Below are 24,218 nucleotides of genomic sequence, written 5' to 3'. Positions count from 1 at the left end.
GGGGTAGGAAAATAGCGGGGCTGTGCTCCGCTATTTTTTATCTCCGCTGCAATCACTGGCGAGTCGCGAGGATCACACTAGAGGCTTTCACTAAGGCGATGATATCGACCCCTTTAGTGAGCGCCATCTCTTTTAGACTTTCATTGGTGATCACGGCGGTTAGCTCAACACCTTTATCGGTGACGAGGAGAACGGTACTGTTGACGGCGCCTTCAATAATATTGCTGATTTTACCGTTGAATTGATTACGGGCTGAAAATTGCAAACCACAGTCCGGTGTGGCGAGTACCACCCAAGGGGCCTTAATAATAGCGACCGCCTCTTTGCCTACCTCTAACCCCAAGGTTTTGCAGCTTTCACAGGTAATGACGGTGGTAAGTTGTTCTCCGTTGCCTAAACTGAGCACCACTTCGTTGTTAACTGCACCTTCTTTAATTTCACTAACTGTACCGATTAATTGGTTACGAGCAGAAACCTGCATGATTTATCCCCTCTCTTTAATAGTAAAAACGACTATTAATTAGAATAAAGGTAAATGTTTAAGTAATCTAAATTATCAATCGTGTTCGTGGATAAGATCACGCCAAGCGTTATGGTGAATTAAACTCCAACTCATAGATATCCCCACGGCAGATGATTTCACTGTACTCAATGATCACGCCACCTTGCAGGGTGCTAGTTTGTTTCACCTGTAATAATGGAGCCCCTACCGTTGTGTTTAACCAATTTGCATACTCTTCATTGCAACTGATCGCTTTCACTTTATGTTGCACATGATTGAAAGTAATACCTTGGCTCCCCCATAGGGCATAGAGAGAGTCGGTCAGTTTTTCCGGTTCAGGAAGATATTGAGCAGGAATATAGTTATTTTCAAAAGAAACAGGCTGACCATTTGCGATACGGATACGCCTTAATTGCGCGATTTGGCTACCAACAGCTAAACCTAATTTTGCGGCAATATCAGCCGTTGCTTCGGTGAGTGTGCGCAATAACCACTGTGTGGTGACTGTACCACCTGCTTTAATCACTTGAGAGGTAAAACCACTTTCATGTGATAACGAGTAACCTAGATATTTTGCGACTTGAGTACCAACCCCTTGCTGCCGAACAACGGCTCCCTTTTTTTCAAGAGATTGCATTGCTTTACTGATTGTCACTCGAGAAAGATTTAACTGTTGTGCAAGATAGCGCTCTGCTGGAAGATAATCGCCTGCATCCACAATTTTGTGCTCAATCGCGGATTCAATCGCTTGTTGCAATTGGCGATACAGAGGCATTGTGGAATTCACATCTAGTTGATTCTTAATCCATTCAAGAAAGCGTACTTGCATTGTATTTTTCCATAAAACTTTCAACAAATTAAGTTTATAACAGAGTTCAGGATATGCATAATATCATCGATTGGACTTACATTGGCATTATTTTTTAACTGATTGGACTGGTATTGGACTTAATTGCTGCTAATATAATTAGTGTTGTTAAGGAAAGTACTGGGAGTAAAAATGGGCCTGAAACCCAACATTGAAGCGGCGATACTTGGATGCTTATATGGTCAGGCTACAGGGGATGCCATGGGCATGCCTTCTGAACTATGGCGCCAAGACAAAGTTCAACAATTTTTCGGCTGGATAGATCACTTTTTACCAGGGCCAGACGAAAATATTGCCGCGATTGGGTTTCGTGCTGGTGAAGTGACGGATGACACTCATCAAGCAATTGCGTTAATGGATGCGATTATCGCTTGTCATGGTCAGGTAGAGCCGAAGGTGGTTGCACAAAATATTTTAGCGTGGGCAGACCGCATTAATGCCTTTGATAAAAATATTTTTGGACCAACATCCAAGCAATCTCTATTAGCTATTCAAGCAGGCGTTCCAATTAACGATATTGTGTCAAATGGTGTCACCAATGGTGCGGCAATGCGGATAGCCCCTGTAGGGTGCATTGCTTCAACTGCTGATCGCAATCAATTTATAAAAACCGTTGAAGCGGCTTGTATCCCGACACATAAGTCGGACATTGCGATTGCAGGTGCCTGTGTCATTGCTTGGGCAATTAGCCGAGCTATCGAGCAAACTCCATGGCCTCAAATAAAACAAGAACTTCCACTACTCGCCGATGAGGTGCAACAGTTATATGCCTCAACGTTTAGTCCATCTTTAGGCCAACGAATTTTATTGGCCTTTAAGAAGGCTAGTGAGTTGCAAACATGCTCTCCTCAAACAACACTTAAAGAGCTGTACGATTTTATCGGAGCCGGTATGGACACGATAGAGTCTATTCCCTGCGCTCTGGCCATAGTTGACCTAACAAATGGTGATCCTGTCATGTGTGCGAAATATTGTGCCAACCTGGGGGGAGACACGGACACCATTGGTGCTATGGCCGGAGCGATTTCGGGAGCTTTGTCAGGTATTCAATCTTTTCCTGAAGAATGGATTGCAATGATTAACAATTCTAATAATATAGATTTTTATCCCTACGCAAAAATACTCAGCGCCTTACGTCATTAAGGAGAGTTGAATGAGTGCACTACCTGACGCTGCACAAAAAAATGAAGCATGGAAAATCGAAAATACAGGTATTGATATCGTACCTGAGCATGAGCGAACAGCCACTCCTCTTGAGTTATTTTGGATCTGGTCTGCCGCGAATATCGGGATCCTCGGTATTGTTTATGGCGGAATTATTGTTTCTTTTCGTCTCTCTTTCGTGCAATCGCTGCTCGCGGCGATTATCGGTATAGCCAGCTTCGCATTAGTTGGTTACATCAGTTTATCAGGCCAAAAAGGCCGCACCTCTACACTAACACTCTCGCGAACCATTTTCGGCAAAACAGGGAATATAGCCCCGACATTTTTCAGTTGGGTCACTTTGATGGGATGGGAAGCCATCAACATGATCACTGGGACACTGACATTAAAAGCGCTTTTTCAGGTGCTTGGATTTAGTGATTCAGTGACATTAACCGTTGTCTGTATGGTGTTATTTGGTGGTTTAGCTATCACTATTAGCCTACTCGGGCAAGCAACGGTTGTGGTTATGCAAAGCTGGATCACGCGTATCTTTGGCACCATGACTTTGATTGCCGCGCTGTATATTATTTGGCATACAGATTGGCAGGCAGTGTTATCCATGCCTTCTGGTAGCTGGCTAACGGGCTTTTTACCTGCTGTCTCAATTATTGCGGCAGGAACAGGTATTGGCTGGGGGATTGCAGGAGCAGATTACAGCCGTTATCAAAGCGAACGGTCATCAAAATCATCTATTTTTAATGCCGTCACATTTGGAGCGATGCTACCGCTATTTATTCTGTTATTTACAGGGATTTTGCTGTCGGCACGCTTGCCGGAATTAGCTTCCGCTGAAAACCCGATTGCGTTAATTGGTGCAGAGCTGCCAAGTTGGATGTCTATCCCTTATTTATTAACGGCAACCGCGGGTATTATTACTATTGCGGTACTAAGCCTCTATTCTGCGAGTCTCAACTTACTGACGATTGGCATAAAAATTCGCCAAGTTTATGCGGTCGCAATAGATGCTATTTTAGTCATGGGTGTGGCGATTTATATCCTATTTATTTCAGGCGAATTTATTAATTCATTTATTGCTTTCTTACTATTTTGTGGCGTGTTCTTAGCCTCATGGGAAGCGGTATTTATGTTGGATTATGCCGTATTGCGTAGTCGCCAAGGTTATAAGTTTGAGCAACTGTTTGGTCAGTCGAACGCAGGAATTCGTTGGATACCGCTGCTGTGCTGGCTGTTAGGTGCGCTGGCTGGTTTGTTAGTCAGTGATAATGAGTTTATTAAAGGGCCTTGGGCAACAGGGATTTTTGAAGGCTCTAGTTTATCCATTCTTCTTTCATTTGTATTAAGCTTTTTGCTTTACGGCTTATACTTGATGTTTAGTCATTCAGCGGAGAAAGATTAATCATGCGTACCGTTGCCGTGATAGGGGCTGCTGCTGGTGATTGCGTTTTAAGCGTCCCGAGAATGCCACGTAGTGGTGAAGATATTGCAGCCCACGATCACGGCTGGCAAATCGGTGGCTGTGCATTTAATGTTCTTCGTGCTTTAGCTCGTCTACAACTCCCTATAATTAATGGTATTCGTGTGGGTAATGGCCAATGGGGACAGCGAGTTCGCCAAGCGCTATCAGAGCTTGGTGTGTCACCTTTTTTCGTTAGCGAAACCCAAGATAATGGTTGGTGCTTTGCATTAACAGAGCCTAACGGCGAAAGGACGTTTATTTCTATCGCGGGTTGTGAAGAAGAGTGGAATAGGGAGGAGCTACAAACTCTCGCTTTACCGAACGACAGTATTATCTATGCGAGCGGCTACGAACTAGGCTGCTTGCAAGGGGAAGCGTTACAACAATGGTTGCTGAATGACTGCCCAACACAAACCCTCGTTTTAGATTTAGGGCCAAGACTTGCAGTGCTTCCTCAGAATTTCTTACAGCAATTACCCGCCAATAGAACCCTTTTAACGGTCAACCGTGATGAGGCGCGTTTCCTCTGTGGTGAAGGTGACCTTGTAAGGTTGTCAGCGGAGTATGCGTATCGTCGTGGTATTACGCTGATTGTTCGCTTGGATAGCCAAGGTGCTTGGCTATGTCAGCCGAATCAACAGCCACTGTTCGTGCCTGCATACCAAGTTGCCGTTGTGGATACGATTGGTGCTGGGGATGCACATACCGCAGGAGTATTGGCGGGATTATCCCAAGGCTGGTCATTACGCGATTGTGTTGACTTTGGTAACCAAGTTGCTGCCATCGTTGTCAGTAAGCAAGGCCCCGCGGGTGCACCGACATTAAGTGAAATTAATCAATCTGCACTATCACAAGCCATACCAGAAACTTTCGAATAGCTCACTGAGAGCATTATTTTATTTCTTTAGAAATAAAACCATTGTTACATTTACAGGTCTTAACTCTAAATGGATATTGAATGCGGCTTATATTGAGTCGTGAGAATGGTTTAATACTAAAAGATAATTAACATGAAATATTTAGTTACTGGTAGTGCAGGTTTTATCGGTTTTAGACTATGTCAGCGTTTATTAGATAGTGGTCATGAGGTTGTTGGGATCGACAACATGAATGCTTATTACGATCAGGGTCTGAAACAGTCTCGTCTACATATTCTTGAGCAATACCCTCATTTTCGTTTTATTCCACTTGATATTACCGACCGTGAAAAAGTCGTGGTGTTGTGTACCCAAGAAGATTTTGACCGTGTGATCCATCTTGCTGCTCAAGCAGGAGTTCGCTATTCATTGCAAAATCCATTTGCTTATGCAGATAGTAACCTTTCCGGTCATTTGGCTATCTTGGAAGGGTGCCGACAGGCAAACGTCAAACACCTTGTGTATGCGTCTTCTAGCTCTGTGTATGGCATGAGTGAGCAAACTCCATTTAGTACCGATATGCCGACCGACCACCCAGTCTCCTTGTATGCGGCAACTAAAAAAGCCAATGAATTGATGGCACACTCCTATTCACATCTCTATCAGTTGCCAACCACCGGTCTGCGTTTCTTTACGGTTTATGGTCCGTGGGGGCGTCCGGATATGGCCTTATTCAAATTTACTAAGGCAATTTTGGCGGGCGAGCCTATCGATGTTTATAATAACGGCAATCTCAGCCGTGATTTCACTTTTATTGATGATATCGTGGAAGGGGTTATCCGTATTTCCGATATAATCCCACAAGCAGACCCAGAAAATGGTTCTCTTTCACCTGCACAAAGTCGTGCGCCATACCGTTTATACAATATCGGTAATGGTCAGCCTGTGAAGTTAACTGACTTTATTACTGCACTTGAAAAATCACTGGGCAAAAAGGCAATCAAAAACTTTTTACCGATGCAGGCTGGGGATGTGTATACCACATGGGCCGATACCGAAGACTTATTTAAGGTTACGGGATACCGCCCACAAGTTTCGATAGAGCAAGGGGTGCAGGCGTTTGTTGACTGGTATCAGTCATACTATCACCTGTAATTTGTCGCTGATGAAGGATCCCTTGTCATACACTAAGATGGATTTGAGAGGTCAGTTTTGAAAATAGCAATTGCGGGTACAGGCTATGTGGGTCTGTCCAATGCCATGTTACTGTCACAACACCACGAAGTGGTGGCAGTCGATATCATTGCCGAAAAAGTGGCGATGCTTAACAACAAACAGTCGCCAATTATCGATACCGAAATCGAGCAATTTCTACGCGAAAAAACACTCAATTTCCGAGCGACACAAGATATTGTCGAAGCCTATACTGGCGCACAATATGTGATTGTGGCGACTCCCACTGACTATGACCCTAAAACCAACTACTTTAATACCAAGTCAGTGGAATCGGTCATTCACGACGTGCAGAAAATCAATCCTGCCGCCACTATCATTGTGAAATCCACCATTCCGGTTGGCTTTACTGAGCGCCTACGTGAAGAGTTTGGCTACACCAATGTGATTTTCTCGCCTGAGTTTTTACGCGAAGGCCGTGCACTTTGGGATAACCTGCACCCTTCCCGTATTGTGGTAGGGGAGCGCTCTGAGCGGGCAGCGATTTTTGCTAACTTGCTGCTGGAAGGAGCCATCAAGAAAGATGTTCCGGTGCTGTTTACTGACAGCACAGAAGCCGAAGCGATTAAACTGTTTGCAAACACCTACTTGGCTATGCGCGTCGCCTATTTCAATGAATTAGATACCTATGCAGAAAGCCGCGGTTTGAACGCACGACAAATTATTGAAGGGGTGTCATTAGACCCGCGTATCGGTAGCCACTACAACAACCCCTCTTTCGGTTACGGCGGGTATTGCCTCCCTAAAGACACCAAACAGTTGTTGGCAAACTACGATGATGTGCCGAATAACCTGATTAACGCCATTGTGGAGTCTAACCGCACACGTAAAGACTTTATTTCCGATGCGATTATTGCCAAAGCGCCACGTAAAGTGGGGGTATACCGTTTGGTGATGAAGGCAGGCTCTGATAATTTCCGTGCCTCTGCGGTGCAGGGCGTGATGAAACGTATTAAGGCCAAAGGTATCGAAGTGATTGTGTATGAGCCGGTGCTGAAAGAAGATGAGTTCTTCCGCTCGAAAGTCTACCGTGACCTTGAGGCCTTTAAAGCGGACAGCGACATTATTTTGGCTAACCGGATGGTGCCTGAAATCGAAGATGTGGCGGATAAAGTGTATACCCGCGACCTATTTGGTAACGATTAATTCCCTTATTTTTTCTGATCTATCACTAGCCAGCTGTTATGCTGGCTAGCTCACAGTGGATACTTGCCATTCTTTAACTATAATCTGCAACAATCGCTAAGAAATGAATGTAGGTAATTGTTAGCATTGGTTGAAACAGATGGTACGGTGAAATGGCGAGCAATGAAAAATATAATAAAGTCACAAAAAAATGGGTATCAGGTTTATCAAAAAGAGAGTGATATAGATTATTGGCAAGTCATTGATGATTATATCCAAGGCAAAATTGTTGGTAAAAATCTCAATAGTGGCAATATGGAGCGCAGTGTCGCTCGTATTACGATTAATGGGAAAAACTACATCATTAAGTGTGAAAAAGAGCGCGATAGTCGTTTAGAAAAGCGAATTATGCGTATGGTGCATGGCCCTTATTTTTCCCGCCTACTTTATCGTTTAGTGCGTGCGCAAAATCAAGGTTGTACTATCACAAATGATATCTATTTTGTGGCCGAAAAGATGCGCTGCCGAGAATCCATTGAAACATGGATTATTGCCGAATATGTTGAGGGCACAGTACTTTCGGAGGTCAGCGATATCACGCCTTATTACCCCGAAATAGCAGCACTTATTAACCAACTCCATGCTTATGATTTAGCATCGAATGATATTCATGCAGGTAATCTGGTGCTCACCGATAATGGACTTAAAATTATCGATTTATCAGACTTTGGTCATCTCGCGATTTGCAAAGCGAATGACTTAATTGCATTAAAACGGTTTTATGGTATCGAACCTGATAAAAAGAATTTTATGTACCAATTTATCATGTTGCGAAATAACATGCGTCATTGGTCGCGTAAAATACGTGGTAAGAAAACGCGTTTATAAATGTCGCGATATACGCCATTAACGCTGATTTAGCGTGATGATAATGCGTCCAAAAATTCAGGCACAAAGCTACCCGTTCCACGACAGCGTTGCTTTGCAATTTCGCCTGCTTGTTTCATGATGGCACATGTATTCGCGATATTGGCTAACCGATCTCCGGGTAATGCACAGCTTGCCGCAACAACGGCAGATAACCCACAACCGGTACCGACAACACGGGTCATTATTGGGTGGCCGCCAGAGATAGCCATCGTTCTTTGACCATCGGTAATATAGTCAATTTCTCCACTTATCACGACAATGGTTTGGGCTGTTTGGGCAAGAGATTGGGCGGCAGGTAGGGCATCATTCGTGGTGTTTAATGAATCGACACCTCGACCACCTTGGTTAAATCCTGCTAGCGCCATAATCTCAGACGCATTACCACGAACGGCAGTTGGCGATAAAGCCAGCAGTTCATGACTAAAGCGGGTGCGAAAGGTCAGTGCACCAGCCGCAACGGGATCTAACACCCATGGCTTTTCAGCTTTTTTAGCACTGTGTACCGCTAATGCCATGGCATTTTGGCGGTTTGCGGTCAATGTGCCTACATTAATTAATAAACCATCAGCAATAGCAGCAAATTGCTCCGCTTCTTCGGGTTCAATCACCATTGCAGGGGAACAGCCGAGGGCTAATAAAATATTAGCAGTAAAGGTTTGTACAACGTCATTGGTCATACAATGGATCAGGGGTGAATGTTCAATAAATCGCTGCTTAGTTTTTGAAATTTGCTCTTCTGAAGTCGTTTCAAATTGCATCACTGTCTCCTATGTCACCTGATCTCGCCAGTCTTTGTTAACCTAAAATTAATCCGCCAAATAATTTTCTAATACCATTCCACCCGCACCTTGAGCGACGACTTCATAGGAGTCATTTGCTGGAAAAATACGGGTTTTAATATGTGGAAATGCAGCCATTTTCGCTTCTATCGACTTTTTCGTCATGGCAAAAAAATGGTTTTTAGGTGTCAATGTACCACCACATACCACAACATCCGGCTGTAATGTTAAAATAGCGTTTGCAATCGCAAGGCCATAATAATAGGCAGCTTCCTCTAGCACTTCTAAACATAATTTATCATCCATAGCGAGTGCTTGGAAAATAGTATGATAATTAATCTCCGATTCAGTGCTGACTAACTGATTAATGATTGAAAATTTTCCTAATCGAATTTGCTGAATAATGCGTGCTTTTATGGCCGATAGCGAACTGTATTGTTTTAAGCATCCATAAGAGCCACATTCACATCTTAACCCTCGAATATCAATCGTCGTGTGACCAAAAGCTTGAGCGGTACTGATTGGCGCAGGGGCAAAGGTATTATTGATGATGGTACAGCTACGTATGTCCGTATCACAAGTTGTAAATAAAAAACGTTGGCTTTTTGAATGATACCTTAAACGGTATTCGGCAAGCGCGGCAAAGGTGATACCACTGCCCAGTGTCACAAAACAGGGCACTTTATTATCAATATAATTGAATAGGCTACTGATCCGCTCATCATATTTAGTAAAGTCGACCTTATCTCGTTCTAGAATATGATCAATGGCGATGCCAATACCCAGTATTTTTTCGATTGTTAATTGGTGCTCAGATAATAACTGTTCAACTTTGATCAATAGGTGATCCAGCATATTTTCTGCTGTCTCTAGCTGTTCATTTTTTATTTTCAGCATGCCTAAAATATCTAATTTTAGGTTAAGCAACATAATGGTTGAGTAGAGATCGCTCATCTCAATCCCAACAACATACCCATCATCCGAGTTGATACTATACAATATTGGCTTGCGTCCCCCCGTTGATTCCCCCAATTCCGATGTCGAAATTAATTGGCTTTTACTTAACTCATCAAGCAGTCTTGCACAAGTCGCGGGTTTCATACTGGCTAATGATGATAGCTCTTCTGCTCTTACTGGCCCATGATTCAGGATTAGCCTATACAGCATTTTGAGTTTACGAGTTTTTGAATTTTTCGAGGTGCGAAATTCATTCAATAGTGTAAGTAACAAGTCATCACCTTTTTCTTATCAAGACACGCCGCGTCCAAGATTAGCAGATCTGCTCAAAAAATCCTGCTGTTTAAATAAGATCATAGCGAGAATCTTTTTCTTAAAATGAGATTAAGATCGCTGATTGATTTTTAAATTACTTTATCATCACCTCATTCACTCTTTTGGGCACGATCCGGAGATTTCCATGCATAACACCAATGATATTTTAGAAAGCTTGCGTTTTATTGAATCACGTACAGCGACAAAACCAACGATTGGTATCATTTTAGGGTCTGGTTTGGGGCCATTTGCCGATACATTAGAAAATGCAGTCCATATCCCGTATAGCGAGATCCCACATTTCGCTAAGTCCGAAGCGGTTGGCCATGCGAATGAATTGGTGATCGGTACTATCGCAGGTAAAAATGTGGTCGCAATGAAAGGCCGTTTTCATTATTACGAAGGTTTTTCTCTCGACCAAGTCACTTTTCCTGTGCGCCTGATGAAAGCATTAGGTGTCGAGAAATTGATCATTACCAATGCTTGCGGTGCCGTCAATACTGACTTTAACCCCGGTGACCTGATGGTTATCACTGACCATATCAACCTAACTGCTAATAACCCGCTGATAGGGCCAAATAACCCGGAATTAGGTGTTCGCTTTTTGGATGTGAGCGAAGTTTATAACAAAGAGTTGCGCCAAGTGATCCTTGATGTTGCCAAAGAACAAGGCGTTTCGCTGCGCCAAGGTGTCTATGCCTGGTGGACTGGCCCGACTTATGAAACACCAGCCGAAATTCGCATGATTAGAACCTTAGGGGCGGATGCCGTCGGTATGTCAACCGTACCGGAAGCACTGGTCGCTCACCATTCACAAATCAAAACAGTGGGTATTTCCTGCTTAACCAATATGGCGTGTGGCATTTTAGAGCAACCATTAAGCCATGATGAAGTGATTGAAACTGCCGAGAAAGTGAAGGCGACATTCTTGAAATTAGTCACTGGCGTGATCGCTCGCTTCTAACTTATTCTCAAAACAATATAAAGAGTGCCATAGAACACCATGTAGGTAGGTATGAAATGAAATTAAAGGGGTTAGTTTTAGTTTCACTGGGCGCTTGCAGCTATGGCATTTTGTCAACATTGGTTGTATTGGCTTATCAGGCCGGATTTTCTTTGAATGATGTCATCGGTAGCCAAACCGTGCTAGGGGCGGTTCTGCTCTGGCTATTTGTTTTGATTGGCTCCGCCATTAGGCGAAAGTCACTCAGTTGGCCATCGAAGAAACAATCAATATTGATGTTATTGACGGGGACAACAACAGGATTAACTGGGCTATTGTATTACGCATCATTGCAGTATTTATCTCCTGCTTTAGGTGTTGTGCTATTTCTGCAATTTACTTGGATGGGGGTGGCGATAAATACGGCTGTAACTCGCCGAGCTCCTACAGCAATGACGCTGGTGTCAGTATTATTTATCTTAATTGGTACGACATTCGCTACGGGGTTGCTTAATACGATGCATATCCAATTCCATTGGTTAGGTGTTGCATTAGGTTTATGTGCTGCTTTGTCGAATGCGATACGTGTCTATGTGAGTGGTGCACTCGCGGTGAAAACCGATCCTATGATGCGTTCCGCAATTATGGTAACGGGGGGAGCGATACTCACTTCAGTCATTGTACCTCCTACCTTTTTATGCCATTTCTCAACATTTAACTCACTCTTTTTTTCTTATGGATTACCCTTAGCCTTTTTTGGCTCTTTTTTTGGTATGTGGATGTTTGCTAAAGGAACTCCACTTATCGGAACGAGCCTTGCGACAATTTTAAGCTCAATGCAATTACCTGTAACAATCTTGCTGTCTGTTACCGTCTTACATCTACCTCTCGAATTCATTCAGTTTGTAGGCGTTGCCATTATCTTATTCGGTGTCACTATTGCTGAAGTGAAAATAAAAACAAATAAACAAATGCTCTTGAATAAACTGAGGCGCAGTAAGGCGACACGTTAATCAACGTTTAAACTCATCGAACAATATGTCCCGTATGAGTTAGCCAATAATGCTGCCAACCTAAAGAATGACGAGTATAACTCCAAATGGAGACTTGTATGAATATTAAAACCCGCTTAAAAATTATGTTGTTTTTGCAATATTTTGTCTGGGGAAGCTGGTTAGTGACGCTCGGTGCCTATATGATGAAAACACTCAATTTCTCAGGTGCCGAAGTCGGAATGGTTTATAGTTCTAAAGGGATTGCCGCCATTTTGATGCCGGGCATTATCGGAATAATTGCAGATAAATATATTCCCGCGAATCGGTTATATATGATCTGCCATATTATTTGTGCAGGCTCCTTATTCTACGCTGCAACAGTTACTGACTCGACATTGATGTTCTGGATCATGCTAATTAATGCGATGGCATTTATGCCAACCATTGCTTTATCCAACTCAATTAGTTACTCCTCATTAAGCCAATACCAATTAGACTCTGTGGCTAATTTCCCATCAATCCGAGTGTTTGGTACGGTAGGTTTTATTATTGCTATGTGGAGCATTAGCTTATTAAAATTTGAATTAAGTAGCATGCAGCTCTATATCGCAGGAAGTTGTTCGTTATTGTTGGCACTATATTCTTTGACACTACCTCATATTGCCGTGAATAAAAAAGCTATCTCAAGTAGTTGGGTCAGTAAACTGGGCCTTGACGCTTTGGTGTTATTTAAAAAAACTATTATGGCTGTCTTCTTTTTATTTGCGATGTTATTAGGCGCTGTTTTACAAATAACCAATACGTTTGGCAGCCCATTCCTACATGATTTTGCTCGTGACCCGCTATTTCAAGATAGTTTAATCGTACAGTATCCATCTATTTTACTGTCTATCTCACAAATGGCAGAAGTTGGTTTTATTTTAGCCATTCCATTTTTCTTGATGCGTTATGGCATTAAAACTGTCATGTTATTAAGTATGTTCGCTTGGACATTAAGATTTGGTTTCTTTGCTTTTGGTGACCCTTCTGCAATAGGTTTAATGTTCTTGATCTTATCCATGATTGTTTATGGATGTGCTTTTGATTTCTTCAATATTTCGGGTTCTATTTTTATTGAAAAGGAAGTTGATAATCGAATGAGAGCAAGCGCTCAGGGGCTATTTATGACAATGGTCAATGGTGTCGGCGCTTATTTTGGGGCGATATTAAGTGGTCTCGTCGTTGACTACTTTAGCGTCGATGGCGTAAAAGATTGGCATACCATTTGGCTTGTTTTTGCCTCTTATACTGTTGTTCTTGCTGTTATTTTCTACTTCACGTTCCACTACCATCATGATAGGGAAGGTGAACTTGCAGCAGCAAAAGGGTAATGTATTTTATTCGATAGGAGATAAACTGCCCCCTACAATTGGAGGGCAGTTTGCATAATCATTAATGTTCAGCTTGAGAACCCCAAATTGCTTTTGAAACTGGGATTGTCGTAAATTCCTTAATGATTTGATTATAGGTTTCTTCAGGTTTCAGTGACTTAAATTGTTCGGGATAGATGAATTTCGCTAGATACTCCATACCGACAATATTGTAAGGGTGGTTATAAAAATTATGGTAAACGCCATATAGGCGGTTATTTTTTACGGCACTGATTTGGTTAAAACCAACACGTTTTTTGAGCCGTTCAAAGCCACGTTGATTTTCGTCTTCAGTTACGCCATAACCAAAGGGTGCTGCAATATTATTTTTATTGACCCAACGAGAGCCTGTAACAATATAGACATCAGGCTTAGTGGCAATCACTTGTTCTAAAGAGACAGTACCAGAAGCGCCAGGCAAGAATTGGCTACCAATATTATCTGCACCAATTGCCTGTACTAACCCACCCCAACCTGCGTTGTTATGGGTGAAGCAGCAGCTATCGCTACCATTTGCGCCCGCTTTGGCTTCAATAAAAACACGAGGTTTATTTTCAATTTTTGTAGTCGTTTTCTGGATATCAGACAAGCGTGTGTTGTAGAAATCAGTATATGCTTTGGCCTCTTTTTCCTTATTGAGCACTAATCCAAGTATATCGACGCTAGCTGGCGTATTTTTGACGGGCTGTAAGAAAGTATCAATATATAGGACAGGAATATTGGCATCTTTTAAGCGGCTGACAACACCTGAACCTTCTAAGGCTGGCTTTGCACGCAGTTGCGCAATTAATACATCCGGTTTTTGCGCAATAACCACTTCTGTATTGACCTCACCTTTATCATTAAACCCCATGTCTGGGATTTTCTGCATATCCTCTTGCCATTTTTTCTCCAGTAACGTTACTGTTTGTGGATCAGATTTTTTAAGGTTGTTGTTCCATGCAACAACACGACTAAATGGATCGTCCCTATCAAGCAAAGCAAGGGTTAAAATATCTCGACCATCCTGTAGCACAACACGTTTAGGCTCTTGCTTTAACGTGATTTTTTGACCGTCCATATCGGTGATTGTGATTGGATAAGTCGTTGCTAATGCTGAAAATGAGAGTGATGTGATAAATGTTATTGAGAGCAGGTGATTAACTATCTTCATATTTAGACCCCTTTTGAGCAAGATTAGATAATAACAATTATCATTATCATATGTAAAATGTCCGGAACAATAACCTATAATCTTTTTCTATTTATTGATGAGTTAATGTTTTTTTTGATTTAATTCATCAGGTTATAATCTTAATCATTTGAATAAGTTTTCGGGTGGCGTTAAGAAAGAGAGGAGAAAAATGTACCTCGATTAGCGGAGAAGTACGCTGTAAGCGACTGATGGTAGGATGATATTTGCAGTTGAATAAGGAGGGTGGTAAAAATTGTATGAATATTTAATAAATGACACACTCTACAAGCAATTGAGTGTGTCTAATAATACGTTTCTAATTACTCTTAGAAATCAAGACATAGGAGATGACTTTTGAAAAATTAACCTTCAGTAGTATTTTTTCATTATGAAGTAATGGATAATCCCCTTTATCTCTGGATTTTTTAAATCGACTAATAATAAATTTATTGAAAATTTTTAATTTATCCTTTCTTCTGTGAGAAGGTAACCAAGAGCCACTAAAATGGTGGATAGAAAAGTTAATCTTATTATATTCAGGGCTGCAAAAGTAATAAGATGGGTAGATGACTACTCCTTCAGCTAGATGAGATTCTTGGGTACCATCATAGGGAGGGTTGAGACCAAACTCACTGGAAAAATAACGGCTAATTTTAAATGTATTGGGCTCTAATATAAGTTCTCCGTCGACTTCAAATTTTACATTATCATAGTCGGAAAGTAACGCTTTAACTACAGAAGAACCTTTTTCTGACCCCATAGCTGCAGTAATGGGTAAGTATTTTCCATTGTACTGCTCATACCCGCTAAAAAATGTTAAATTCAAGAAGCGGTCAAAACTTTGTGTGACTTCAACATCACTATCAAGGTAGATACCTCCATAATTATAGAGGGCATAAAGCCTTATATAGTCAGAAGCAAAAGCCCATTTTTTATTTTTTATAGCCTCGTTGACATAAGTGTTATTTATTGTTTCTAGGCAGTCATTACCCCATTCCATGATCTCATAATCAGGAAGGTGTTGTTTCCAAGTTTCAATACAATCTAACACAAACTGAGGTTTTGGGTTATTACCAACCCAGATATAATGTATTATTTTAGGTATCAAAATTTATTCCTTGGCTCTCATTCTCTGCTATATATCATTGTGAAATAGCTGATTATTTTACTCACAAAAAAGAAAAAATTACGAGTTTTAAGATAATTTTTAGGAAAATTTAGCATTTCAACTCAAAACTAACTCTTAATAATGTATTGTTTTTGCTCAGTATCTTTGATTGAGCTGACAGTGCTCTAACCTCTAAAGGATTTTACAAATTTTTTTGAATTTTGGTTTATTTTATAATTACGTTATCTTTTATCACTATGTATGGTAAAGAATATTATACATATTACCATTTTAGTGATCTAAAAAATCTTCTTATCTGCAGTAACCATAAGGAAATCCTATTTTCAATATAGCCTTTCTTTCTCCTTGTTGTACTTGGTTTTATTCTGTATTTTTCGATATTACTGTTGTCAGCAGTCAACAATGGGTGTTTAATTATTTCAGTAAGAAAATACCCTTTAACTATTTTTTGATTGTAGAATAAACTCCATGCATCAGCTACGTAATAAGCTTCTTCAAATAATTTGACAAGTTTTTCGCATTCGTTCCGGTGAATTAGATAACAACATGTTCGGGCCAGTTTGTTTGGCTTATACGTCACTTTTCTAAATGTAATATCACCTATTTTAATTTTATTAAAAAAGCTTAGGGAAATACTTTGTCTCGTACGTAACCCTTCTTGACCACCTAATAAATAGATATGTTCTTTTTTTAATAGAGATGTTTTTCCATTTTCTAATTCATGGATTAGATACGATAATTGAGCATCAAGTATAGCATCATCTTCAAGGATAATGGCCCATTCAATATCACTATTAATGATAGTTTTATAAATTAATTGATGGCTTAAACTACATGCAACCTCATTAGCACAAGATGGTTTATTATAATTATAATTCAAAGAATTGAGATAATCAGGCTGTAGGTCTTTCCCCTCTATAGCATCCACCATTGTCCACGGTAAATTTTGTATTGACAGAGCATGTGTAATTTTTTCTCGTCGTTCAATATCCTTCTTTAGTGAAACGATGAAAATAGGAGTTACATTTTCCTTACTCAATTTAGCTTGTTTGTTATTACTCTGTATCATACAAAATGCCTTCTCTATGATCATTAATCACTATAAAACAAGTTACAGCATACTACTTTGCTGAAATCTTCATAATTCATTGTTATTTACATAAAAATAAATTTTTCGGACTATAAGCCAATAACTATGATAGGTTATTGGCTTAATATCAATATTCACATCACTCAATATTCTGAATTTGCTCTCTCATTTGTTCTATCAAGACCTTTAACTCAACTGCAGAGTTAGTCACTTCACTATTGATAGACTTTGACGCTAATGTATTGGATTCACGGTTAAATTCTTGCATCATAAAATCTAAACGTCGGCCATTTGCATCTTTCTTTTTAAGAATATTGCGGGTCTCTTTAACATGAGCTTCAAGCCTATCAAGCTCTTCAGCGACATCAATACGTTGAGCGAGCAAAATCAGCTCTTGCTCTAAACGATTACTATCGACTTGAATATCAGCCTCTTCTAACTTCGCCTGTAAACGGTCACGTTGCCATTGTAAAATTTCAGGCATATGCTGACGAACTTTGGCTACTTCCACTAAAACACCATCAAGGCGCTGCTCAATAAGAGCGTGTAACGCAGCACCTTCAGCTTCTCGACTTTGAATGAAAGCATCTAAGGTCTCATCAAGGCCAGCTAATAGCTGCTCACTGATAGCATCTAAATCTTGCTCCTCAGCGGACATAACGCCTGGCCAGCGCAGAATTTCAAGTGGGTTAATTTCACCTTCGTGACTGTAGTTTTTCACCCAGTTAGCCGCACTAATAATTTGGCGAGCTAGATCCTCATTAAGGATAAGCTCTCCACGTTTTGCACCATCTAATTCAAAACGTAAGTTACACTCGACTTTACCGCGAGTAAGGCGTGCACGGATCCGCTCGCGGATCACCGGTTCAAGGCTTCGAAATTGTTCAGGTAGGCGGATATATGTTTCTAGGTAACGTTGGTTTACGGAACGCAGCTCCCAGGCCGCACTCCCCCATTCACCCTTGATGTCACGGCGGGCAAAAGCGGTCATACTACGGATCATAATTCGTTCCTATCAAAATGAATACTAGAAGGATTATAGCGCTATGCGCGATGTCAGGATAGGCATTATCGGTTTAAGGACGTATAATGCGCGGCAATTAAGTTGAAAATGGAGATAACACCATGCGTCCAGAAGGCAGAATGGCAGACCAAATGCGTCCGATTAAAATATCACGCAACTATACTAAGCATGCGGAAGGCTCTGTTCTTATTGAGTTCGGCGACACTAAGGTGTTATGTAATGCAACAGTAGAGGAAGGTGTACCTCGTTTCCTAAAAGGGCAAGGTCAAGGTTGGGTTACCGCTGAGTATGGCATGTTACCTCGCGCAACCAACTCACGAAATCAACGTGAAGCAGCCAAAGGGAAGCAAACAGGCCGTACAATGGAAATCCAACGCCTGATAGCACGCTCTCTACGTGCTGCGGTTGACCTTAAAAAATTAGGTGAGTACACCATTACCTTAGATTGCGACGTAATACAAGCCGATGGCGGAACACGTACCGCTGCAATTTCAGGTGCTTGCGTTGCGTTGGTTGATGCCCTCAATAAAATGGTTGAACAGGGTAAACTTGCACAAAGCCCACTAAAATCTATGGTTGCAGCAGTTTCTGTCGGAATCGTTGATGGTGAAGCATTGTGCGATCTTGAATATGTCGAAGATTCAGCAGCAGAAACCGATATGAATGTTGTGATGATGGACGATGGTCGCATGATCGAAGTTCAGGGAACAGCAGAAGGTGAGCCGTTTAGCCATGATGAGCTTTTATCCTTATTAGCGCTAGCAAAAACGGGGCTAGGATCGATTTTTGAAGCTCAACGAGAAGCGTTGAAATAAAGTTATTTTTAATAGGCGGCTGAAATAGTCGCCTTTTTTATGTTCGGCGATTTGGTAAATATCGCCAGAGATATGCAACCTAATATATAGATGTTAACGATTGAGGAGATTGACCCATGAAAGCCTATCAGCGCGAATTTATAGAACTTGCCATGAAAAAACAGGTACTAAAATTTGGTGAGTTTACGCTGAAATCAGGCCGTAAAAGCCCTTATTTTTTTAATGCGGGTTTATTTAATACGGGGCGTGATTTGGCATTAGTTGGTCGTTTCTATGCCCAAGCGCTTAAGGAAAGTGCGATTGAGTGTGATGTGCTGTTTGGGCCTGCTTATAAAGGCATACCGATTGCCACAACCACGGCTGTCGCCCTTGCTGAGCATCATGATGTGGATATGCCATATTGCTTTAATCGTAAGGAAGCAAAAGATCATGGTGAGGGAGGCACTCTGGTTGGGAGCCCATTACAGGGGCGTATTGTTGTGGTCGATGATGTTATTACGGCAGGTACTGCTATCCGTGAGTCGATGGAAATTATTAAGCAACACAATGCAACGCTAAATGGTGTTCTGCTCTGCCTTGACCGTCAAGAGAAAGGGAAAGGTGAGATCTCTGCTGTACAGGAAGTTGAGCGTGATTATCACTGTAAAGTGTATTCTATTATCACCATGAGCGACTTGATCGCTTATCTGGCTGAACGTGAGGATATGCCGCAACACCTTATTGCGATGAAAGCTTATCGCCAGCAATATGGTATTTAATGTATTACACGTTGTTGGCTTTAAATTGGGCCGGAAATTAAGGGTGACTTGCCATAGTTACCCTATCAGTTTGCATAAAAGATGCCGAAGTAGCAAGCCTCTCTCTACAAGCAGTACTTTAGCTTTCAGTGAGTGTTAACTCAGGGAAATAACCTACTAAAAGAAAAAAGCCCTCGCCCAAAGAGTGGGCGGGGTGAGTAGTAGTTTAATCTGTTATTGTAACTGAGCTAAAATTAAAGGCCAGCGAGATTCAAATTCTACCGTTGGGCGATAGCGAAATTCTGAACGGACAAAACGCGATAGCATCCCTTCACAAAAAGCAAGTAATTGCGTTGCCAATAGGGATTCATCATGGATAAAGCCTTGACCGTCACGTATTTTTTTCTCTTTTAATACCTGCCGTAGCTGTGACTCAATCCGTTCAAAGAGCTGATTGATACGCCCTTGTAGCCTATCTTGCTCAAACATGAGCGCATGGCCTGTCATAATACGGGTTAGGCCAGGGTTTTTTTCTGAAAAACCTAAAATAAGCGCTAAAATCAATTTAATACGAGTTAACGTATCTTTTTCATCATTCAGGATAAGATTGATACGCGATACTAAAGAGTCCTCAATAAACTCAATTAAACTATCGAACATTTTGGTTTTACTTGGAAAATGTCGATAGAGTGCGGCTTCTGATACACCAACATTTGCCGCTAGTTTTGCGGTTGTAATTCGTTGACTACCATCACTACTTTCTAACATCAGCGCAAGTGATTGTAAAATATCTTCGCGCCTGTTGCGTTTTTTTGTTATCGCTTTTTCTGCCATGTCTGATAAGACCCCTGCTAAAACAGCAAAACAAACTATCTAAAATTTTGCCCTGAGTAAATAGCCATCAAAGGGCAAAAAGAAGATAAAATAGGACGGTTTGTATGAGAGCTTATTAATTCCAAAGGTCTATTCTTGTTATCTATGGTTAGATGCACGCTCGTAACACTTCGTGTTAAATGAAGATATAACTATTCCTTGTTGTTGGAACGCTTTAAATCCTCTGAACACGTTAGCGTATCAGCCCTCAATACGGTAAGACTTGAGGTTTTTTGTTAGAGATATCAAACAAACGTAGCATAACACATTCAACTCATCATTATTGTTAGCATTATTAAGACCCGTTGCATCAACGGATCTTTTGTCGTGATAAACAAGTGAGGGTTGAATAACAATACCCCTGGTAACAGAGCCCTTTTACTATAACGACACCGCCTATTTTCCGGTTAATTTACTGATAATTTTATTTTTATTCCGCCACTTAACATAGCGTTGATATTACCAGTAAAGCTTTGAATTAGGATTATGCAGATTTATTGACGACCTGAATGACCGAAACCACCGGCTCCACGCTCTGTAGCATCAAAGTCATCGACGATATTAAATTCTGCTTGAACAACGGGTACAAAGACCATTTGAGCCATGCGCTCACCTGGTTCTATTGTAAAGGTCTGGTTGCCTCTATTCCAAACAGACACCATCAGTTGGCCTTGATAGTCAGAGTCAATTAAGCCTACTAAATTACCGAGTACCACGCCGTGCTTATGACCGAGGCCTGAACGAGGGAGGATCACCGCTGCAAGTTGCTCATCAGCAATATGGATAGCGAGGCCAGTAGGAATTAGTTCAGTCTGACCGGGTGCCAAATCAATTGGCGCGTCAAGGCAGGCACGTAGATCTAACCCTGCGGAGCCAGATGTCGCATAAGTTGGTAACGGAAATTCATTACCAATACGGGGATCAAGAATTTTTAGATCAATTTTTTTCATAACGTTGAAGTATCTCGTCTAATAAACGGTGGCTTAATTCAAGTTTACTACTGTGTGGTAAACGGACATCACCAAAGGCATCGAAAAGATGTAACGCATTATTATCACTGTTAAAACCATTATCAGCGAGAGAAACATCATTCGCGCAAATTAGATCCAACTGTTTTTGTTGGCGCTTTTGGCGTGCGTATTCTTCCACATTTTGGGTTTCGGCTGCAAACCCAACCACATAAGGGCGATTTTGCGTTAACTGACCAACACTCGCAACAATATCTGGGTTTTTAACTAATGTAATGGCAACTTCATCACCTTGCTTTTTGATTTTATTTTCTGCGATGGTTTTTGCACGATAATCAGCAACGGCAGCACAACCAATAAAGATATCCTGTTGTGCAATAGTGTGGTGGACTTGCTCATACATATCGAGAGCGCTGATAACATCAACCCGTGTGACTCCGGAGGGCGTTGCTAAATTCACTGGGCCAGCGATTAAAGTGACTTGTGCCCCGCGTTGGCTTGCCGCTTCGGCGATTGCAAAACCCATTTTCCCAGAACTGTGATTACTGATAAAACGGACGGGATCTAAGTCTTCACGAGTAGGTCCAGCAGTAATCATGATTTTTACACCTTGTAAGTCTGTTCGAGAGCGGAAATGCTCGCAGGTTAGGCGTACTATCTCGAGTGGGTCTATCATTCGACCCGGCCCAACGTCGCCACAGGCTTGGCTACCATTATCTGGACCCCAGATAATATATTGACGTTGTTTCAGTTTAATTAAATTTTCTTGTGTTGCGGTTGCACGATACATTTGTTGGTTCATGGCAGGTACAACAGCAATGGGGGCTGCCGAAGCTAAACAAATTGTCGTGAGTAGGTCATTAGCCATACCTGAAGTGACCCGAGCAATTAAATCTGCGGTAGCCGGCGCTAATATGATGATATCTGCCCATTTGGCCAATTCAATATGGCCCATTGCGGCCTCAGCAGCGGGATCAAGTAAATCATCAGAGACAGGATGACCGGAAACCGCTTGTAGCGTCAAAGGGGTTATAAAGGCTTTTGCACCATGGGTCATAACAACACGAACTATTGCGCCTTCATCACGTAACCGACGGGTTAGTTCAGGAATTTTATACGCGGCAATACCACCACTAATGCCGAGAACTATTTTTTTACCTAATAGCTGTGTCATGGTTCTATCCATCTAATTATCGTGAAGAGCATCTTATCATATCAGAAATATCGTTGAGAGCACTGTATATATCATCACCCTTTTATTTTTGCGAAGCGCTACGCAAATTCAACAGTTATGCGTTGTTGTGCCTATCGTCTGCATATAAAAGTGGGAGCGCAAAAGGAGAAATAGGGGGGTGATGATGGAATATGAAGAGAACTTACAGCCAAGGGAAAAACTGTTAGCTTATGGTGCGGTAGCACTGACTGACGTAGAGCTATTAGCGATTTTTTTACGAACAGGTAGGCAAGGGGAATCAGTAATTGAACTTGCGGAACGTTTGCTCAAAGAGTTCGGTTCTTTATACCTTCTTTTACAAGCGGATTACTCAAAGCTGTCGAAATGCAAGGGAATTGGTGTGTGTAAGTTCTCCCAACTTCAGGCAATTAGTGAGCTGGCACGCCGGTTTTTTGCTGAACAATTTTTATATGAAGATGTGATATCAGACCCAAACCTATTAAAAATGAGGTTAGTCGAGCTATTTTCTGGTCAAGAAAGAGAGGTTTTCACCGTCTTATTTTTGAACAATCAACATCAAATTATTAGCTACGAAGAGTTATTTAGGGGAACGATCAATCGGGTAGAGGTGCATCCTCGAGAAATCATTCGTTTTGCAATGAAAATGAATGCCAGTGCGATTATATTGGCACATAACCATCCTTCAGGTAACCCAGAGCCGAGTGACGCTGATAGGCAAGTGACGTTTCGTATTAAGGAGGCTTGTACTTTAATGGGGATTAAATTACTTGACCATTTTGTTGTTGGGCATAAAAATCGTGTTTCGTTTCTTGAACGAGGGTGATTGTAAAAGCATTTTTTTGACTAAAAAATGACAACTTTTGCCGCATTGGGCTTGAGTGAGAACGATTGAAAGCGTATACTACGCCACCTTTGAGGATCTTGGGTTTGGCGAGAAGAGCCTATCTCAGTAAATTTTTTTACTAAGATGATAACATTCTTTTCAGTCAATAAAGTTTGCTGAGATGGGCTCCTAAGCCTGACGAGGCGGCCATACCCAGAACAAAAAAGCTCGAGCTGATTAGATTTTTGGAGAATAGACATGTCACGAGTCTGCCAAGTTACTGGCAAGCGTCCAATGAGCGGTAACAACCGTTCACACGCATTAAACGCGACCAAGCGTCGTTTTTTGCCAAACCTGCACTCTCACCGTTTCTGGGTTGAGTCTGAGAAACGTTTCGTAACACTGCGTGTATCTGCTAAAGGCATGCGTATTATCGATAAAAAGGGTATTGATGCTGTTCTTGCTGAACTGCGTGCCCGCGGTGAGAAGTACTAAGGAGCTAAAAAATGGCTAAAGGTATTCGCGAGAAAATCAAGCTGGTTTCTTCTGAAGGTACTGGTCACTTCTATACCACTACGAAGAACAAGCGTACTATGCCAGAAAAACTGGAAATGAAAAAATTCGATCCAGTTGTTCGTAAGCATGTAATCTACAAAGAAGCAAAAATTAAATAATTTTTGTTTTCTTATAAAAAACCCAGCTTTGGCTGGGTTTTTTTATTTTAAAAATCAAAAAGCTATGACGATAGGCATTCAAAGCTATATCGATTATTACTAAAGTAGTAACATGTTTATTATTGATTGAATTAATAGTGTTAGTTTTTGTCAAAGAACTATGTCATTTTACGTATAGAT

At 41.3% G+C, this 24,218-nt stretch carries 25 protein-coding genes; 14 read left to right on the top strand and 11 right to left on the bottom strand.

Translation table 11 applies throughout. The annotated features are described in order from the left end of the window. Positions 1-52: 52 nt before the first annotated feature. Entirely contained in the window at positions 53-481 is a 429-nt protein-coding gene (locus I3B46_RS21515) for a TOBE domain-containing protein (protein WP_004924171.1), read from the bottom strand. A gap of 109 nt (positions 482-590) precedes the next feature. Then, positions 591-1,331, bottom strand: a complete 741-nt coding sequence (locus I3B46_RS21510) for a GntR family transcriptional regulator (protein ID WP_014657178.1) — start codon at positions 1,329-1,331, stop codon at positions 591-593. 171 nt (positions 1,332-1,502) lie between these two features. Between I3B46_RS21510 and I3B46_RS21505 the strand changes: the two genes are divergently transcribed. The 6 genes from I3B46_RS21505 (at position 1,503) to I3B46_RS21480 (ending at position 8,096) form a co-directional block, all read left to right on the top strand. Then, positions 1,503-2,513, top strand: a complete 1,011-nt coding sequence (locus I3B46_RS21505) for an ADP-ribosylglycohydrolase family protein (protein ID WP_004924178.1) — start codon at positions 1,503-1,505, stop codon at positions 2,511-2,513. 10 nt (positions 2,514-2,523) lie between these two features. Beyond that, positions 2,524-3,933 carry a purine-cytosine permease family protein gene (locus I3B46_RS21500; protein WP_004924182.1) on the top strand — a complete coding sequence of 470 codons (1,410 nt, stop codon included), beginning with the start codon at positions 2,524-2,526 and terminating at the stop codon, positions 3,931-3,933. 2 nt (positions 3,934-3,935) lie between these two features. Then, on the top strand, positions 3,936-4,871 hold the full coding sequence (locus tag I3B46_RS21495) for a PfkB family carbohydrate kinase (protein ID WP_196993146.1): 936 nt from the start codon (positions 3,936-3,938) through the stop codon (positions 4,869-4,871). Positions 4,872-5,003: 132 nt separating this feature from the next. Continuing rightward, entirely contained in the window at positions 5,004-6,005 is a 1,002-nt protein-coding gene (locus I3B46_RS21490) for an NAD-dependent epimerase (protein ID WP_004924190.1), read from the top strand. 57 nt (positions 6,006-6,062) lie between these two features. After that, on the top strand, positions 6,063-7,229 hold the full coding sequence (locus tag I3B46_RS21485) for a nucleotide sugar dehydrogenase (protein ID WP_004924193.1): 1,167 nt from the start codon (positions 6,063-6,065) through the stop codon (positions 7,227-7,229). A gap of 162 nt (positions 7,230-7,391) precedes the next feature. Next, on the top strand, positions 7,392-8,096 hold the full coding sequence (locus I3B46_RS21480) for a lipopolysaccharide core heptose(II) kinase RfaY (protein ID WP_230084717.1): 705 nt from the start codon (positions 7,392-7,394) through the stop codon (positions 8,094-8,096). A gap of 29 nt (positions 8,097-8,125) precedes the next feature. Here I3B46_RS21480 and thiM read toward each other — a convergent pair whose 3' ends face one another. Further along, entirely contained in the window at positions 8,126-8,896 is a 771-nt protein-coding gene (gene thiM / locus I3B46_RS21475; RefSeq protein ID WP_104873119.1) for a hydroxyethylthiazole kinase, read from the bottom strand. Positions 8,897-8,944: 48 nt separating this feature from the next. Continuing rightward, positions 8,945-10,147 carry an ROK family protein gene (locus tag I3B46_RS21470; RefSeq protein WP_040132607.1) on the bottom strand — a complete coding sequence of 401 codons (1,203 nt, stop codon included), beginning with the start codon at positions 10,145-10,147 and terminating at the stop codon, positions 8,945-8,947. 187 nt (positions 10,148-10,334) lie between these two features. Here I3B46_RS21470 and I3B46_RS21465 point away from each other — a divergent pair, with 187 nt between their 5' ends. From I3B46_RS21465 to I3B46_RS21455, 3 genes are all read left to right on the top strand, one after another. Further along, a complete protein-coding gene (locus I3B46_RS21465; protein ID WP_004924203.1) occupies positions 10,335-11,153 on the top strand; it encodes a purine-nucleoside phosphorylase in 819 nt (272 codons plus the stop codon). Between the two features lie 56 nt (positions 11,154-11,209). Then, positions 11,210-12,145: an EamA family transporter gene (locus I3B46_RS21460; RefSeq protein ID WP_004924207.1), complete on the top strand. Its 936-nt coding sequence runs from the start codon at positions 11,210-11,212 to the stop codon at positions 12,143-12,145. Positions 12,146-12,243: 98 nt separating this feature from the next. After that, entirely contained in the window at positions 12,244-13,497 is a 1,254-nt protein-coding gene (locus I3B46_RS21455; protein WP_196993145.1) for a nucleoside permease, read from the top strand. Positions 13,498-13,558: 61 nt separating this feature from the next. Here the strand turns inward: I3B46_RS21455 and I3B46_RS21450 are convergent, their stop codons facing one another. The 4 genes from I3B46_RS21450 to I3B46_RS21430 all read right to left on the bottom strand — a co-directional run bounded on the left by I3B46_RS21450 (position 13,559) and on the right by I3B46_RS21430 (position 17,932). After that, positions 13,559-14,689 carry an ABC transporter substrate-binding protein gene (locus I3B46_RS21450; protein ID WP_104873121.1) on the bottom strand — a complete coding sequence of 377 codons (1,131 nt, stop codon included), beginning with the start codon at positions 14,687-14,689 and terminating at the stop codon, positions 13,559-13,561. A gap of 337 nt (positions 14,690-15,026) precedes the next feature. Further along, positions 15,027-15,818 carry a glycosyltransferase family 32 protein gene (locus tag I3B46_RS21960; RefSeq protein ID WP_230089039.1) on the bottom strand — a complete coding sequence of 264 codons (792 nt, stop codon included), beginning with the start codon at positions 15,816-15,818 and terminating at the stop codon, positions 15,027-15,029. A gap of 283 nt (positions 15,819-16,101) precedes the next feature. Beyond that, positions 16,102-16,908 carry a glycosyltransferase family 25 protein gene (locus I3B46_RS21435; RefSeq protein ID WP_158660872.1) on the bottom strand — a complete coding sequence of 269 codons (807 nt, stop codon included), beginning with the start codon at positions 16,906-16,908 and terminating at the stop codon, positions 16,102-16,104. 160 nt (positions 16,909-17,068) lie between these two features. Beyond that, positions 17,069-17,932, bottom strand: coding sequence for a YicC/YloC family endoribonuclease (locus I3B46_RS21430; protein ID WP_014657191.1), 864 nt, complete (start codon positions 17,930-17,932; stop codon positions 17,069-17,071). A gap of 122 nt (positions 17,933-18,054) precedes the next feature. On the opposite strand from I3B46_RS21430, the gene rph reads away from it, so the two are divergent. Beyond that, positions 18,055-18,768: a ribonuclease PH gene (gene rph, locus I3B46_RS21425; protein WP_004924220.1), complete on the top strand. Its 714-nt coding sequence runs from the start codon at positions 18,055-18,057 to the stop codon at positions 18,766-18,768. 116 nt (positions 18,769-18,884) lie between these two features. Beyond that, the gene (pyrE, locus tag I3B46_RS21420) at positions 18,885-19,526 is read left to right on the top strand and encodes an orotate phosphoribosyltransferase (protein WP_196993144.1); all 642 of its coding nucleotides are present in this window, start codon (positions 18,885-18,887) and stop codon (positions 19,524-19,526) included. Positions 19,527-19,739: 213 nt separating this feature from the next. Here the strand turns inward: pyrE and slmA are convergent, their stop codons facing one another. The 3 genes from slmA to coaBC all read right to left on the bottom strand — a co-directional run bounded on the left by slmA (position 19,740) and on the right by coaBC (position 22,520). Continuing rightward, positions 19,740-20,339 carry a nucleoid occlusion factor SlmA gene (gene slmA, locus I3B46_RS21415; protein WP_196993143.1) on the bottom strand — a complete coding sequence of 200 codons (600 nt, stop codon included), beginning with the start codon at positions 20,337-20,339 and terminating at the stop codon, positions 19,740-19,742. A gap of 533 nt (positions 20,340-20,872) precedes the next feature. Beyond that, a complete protein-coding gene (gene dut, locus I3B46_RS21410; protein WP_004924226.1) occupies positions 20,873-21,328 on the bottom strand; it encodes a dUTP diphosphatase in 456 nt (151 codons plus the stop codon). Further along, positions 21,315-22,520, bottom strand: coding sequence for a bifunctional phosphopantothenoylcysteine decarboxylase/phosphopantothenate--cysteine ligase CoaBC (gene coaBC, locus I3B46_RS21405; protein ID WP_040132604.1), 1,206 nt, complete (start codon positions 22,518-22,520; stop codon positions 21,315-21,317). Before coaBC ends, dut begins: the two co-directional genes overlap by 14 nt. A 181-nt stretch (positions 22,521-22,701) precedes the next feature. Between coaBC and radC the strand changes: the two genes are divergently transcribed. The 3 genes from radC (at position 22,702) to rpmG (ending at position 24,038) form a co-directional block, all read left to right on the top strand. Further along, positions 22,702-23,364, top strand: coding sequence for a RadC family protein (gene radC / locus I3B46_RS21400; protein ID WP_196993228.1), 663 nt, complete (start codon positions 22,702-22,704; stop codon positions 23,362-23,364). 258 nt (positions 23,365-23,622) lie between these two features. Further along, a complete protein-coding gene (gene rpmB, locus I3B46_RS21395; protein WP_004924239.1) occupies positions 23,623-23,859 on the top strand; it encodes a 50S ribosomal protein L28 in 237 nt (78 codons plus the stop codon). Between the two features lie 11 nt (positions 23,860-23,870). Next, positions 23,871-24,038: a 50S ribosomal protein L33 gene (rpmG, locus tag I3B46_RS21390; protein ID WP_004924244.1), complete on the top strand. Its 168-nt coding sequence runs from the start codon at positions 23,871-23,873 to the stop codon at positions 24,036-24,038. The last annotated feature ends 180 nt before the right edge of the window (positions 24,039-24,218 follow it).

The sequence above is a fragment of the Providencia sp. 2.29 genome, assembly GCF_015832305.1.
GTDB lineage: Bacteria > Pseudomonadota > Gammaproteobacteria > Enterobacterales > Enterobacteriaceae > Providencia > Providencia stuartii.
The sequence above is the reverse complement of the archived record's forward strand: the minus strand, read 5'-3'. Positions and strand labels throughout refer to the sequence as shown.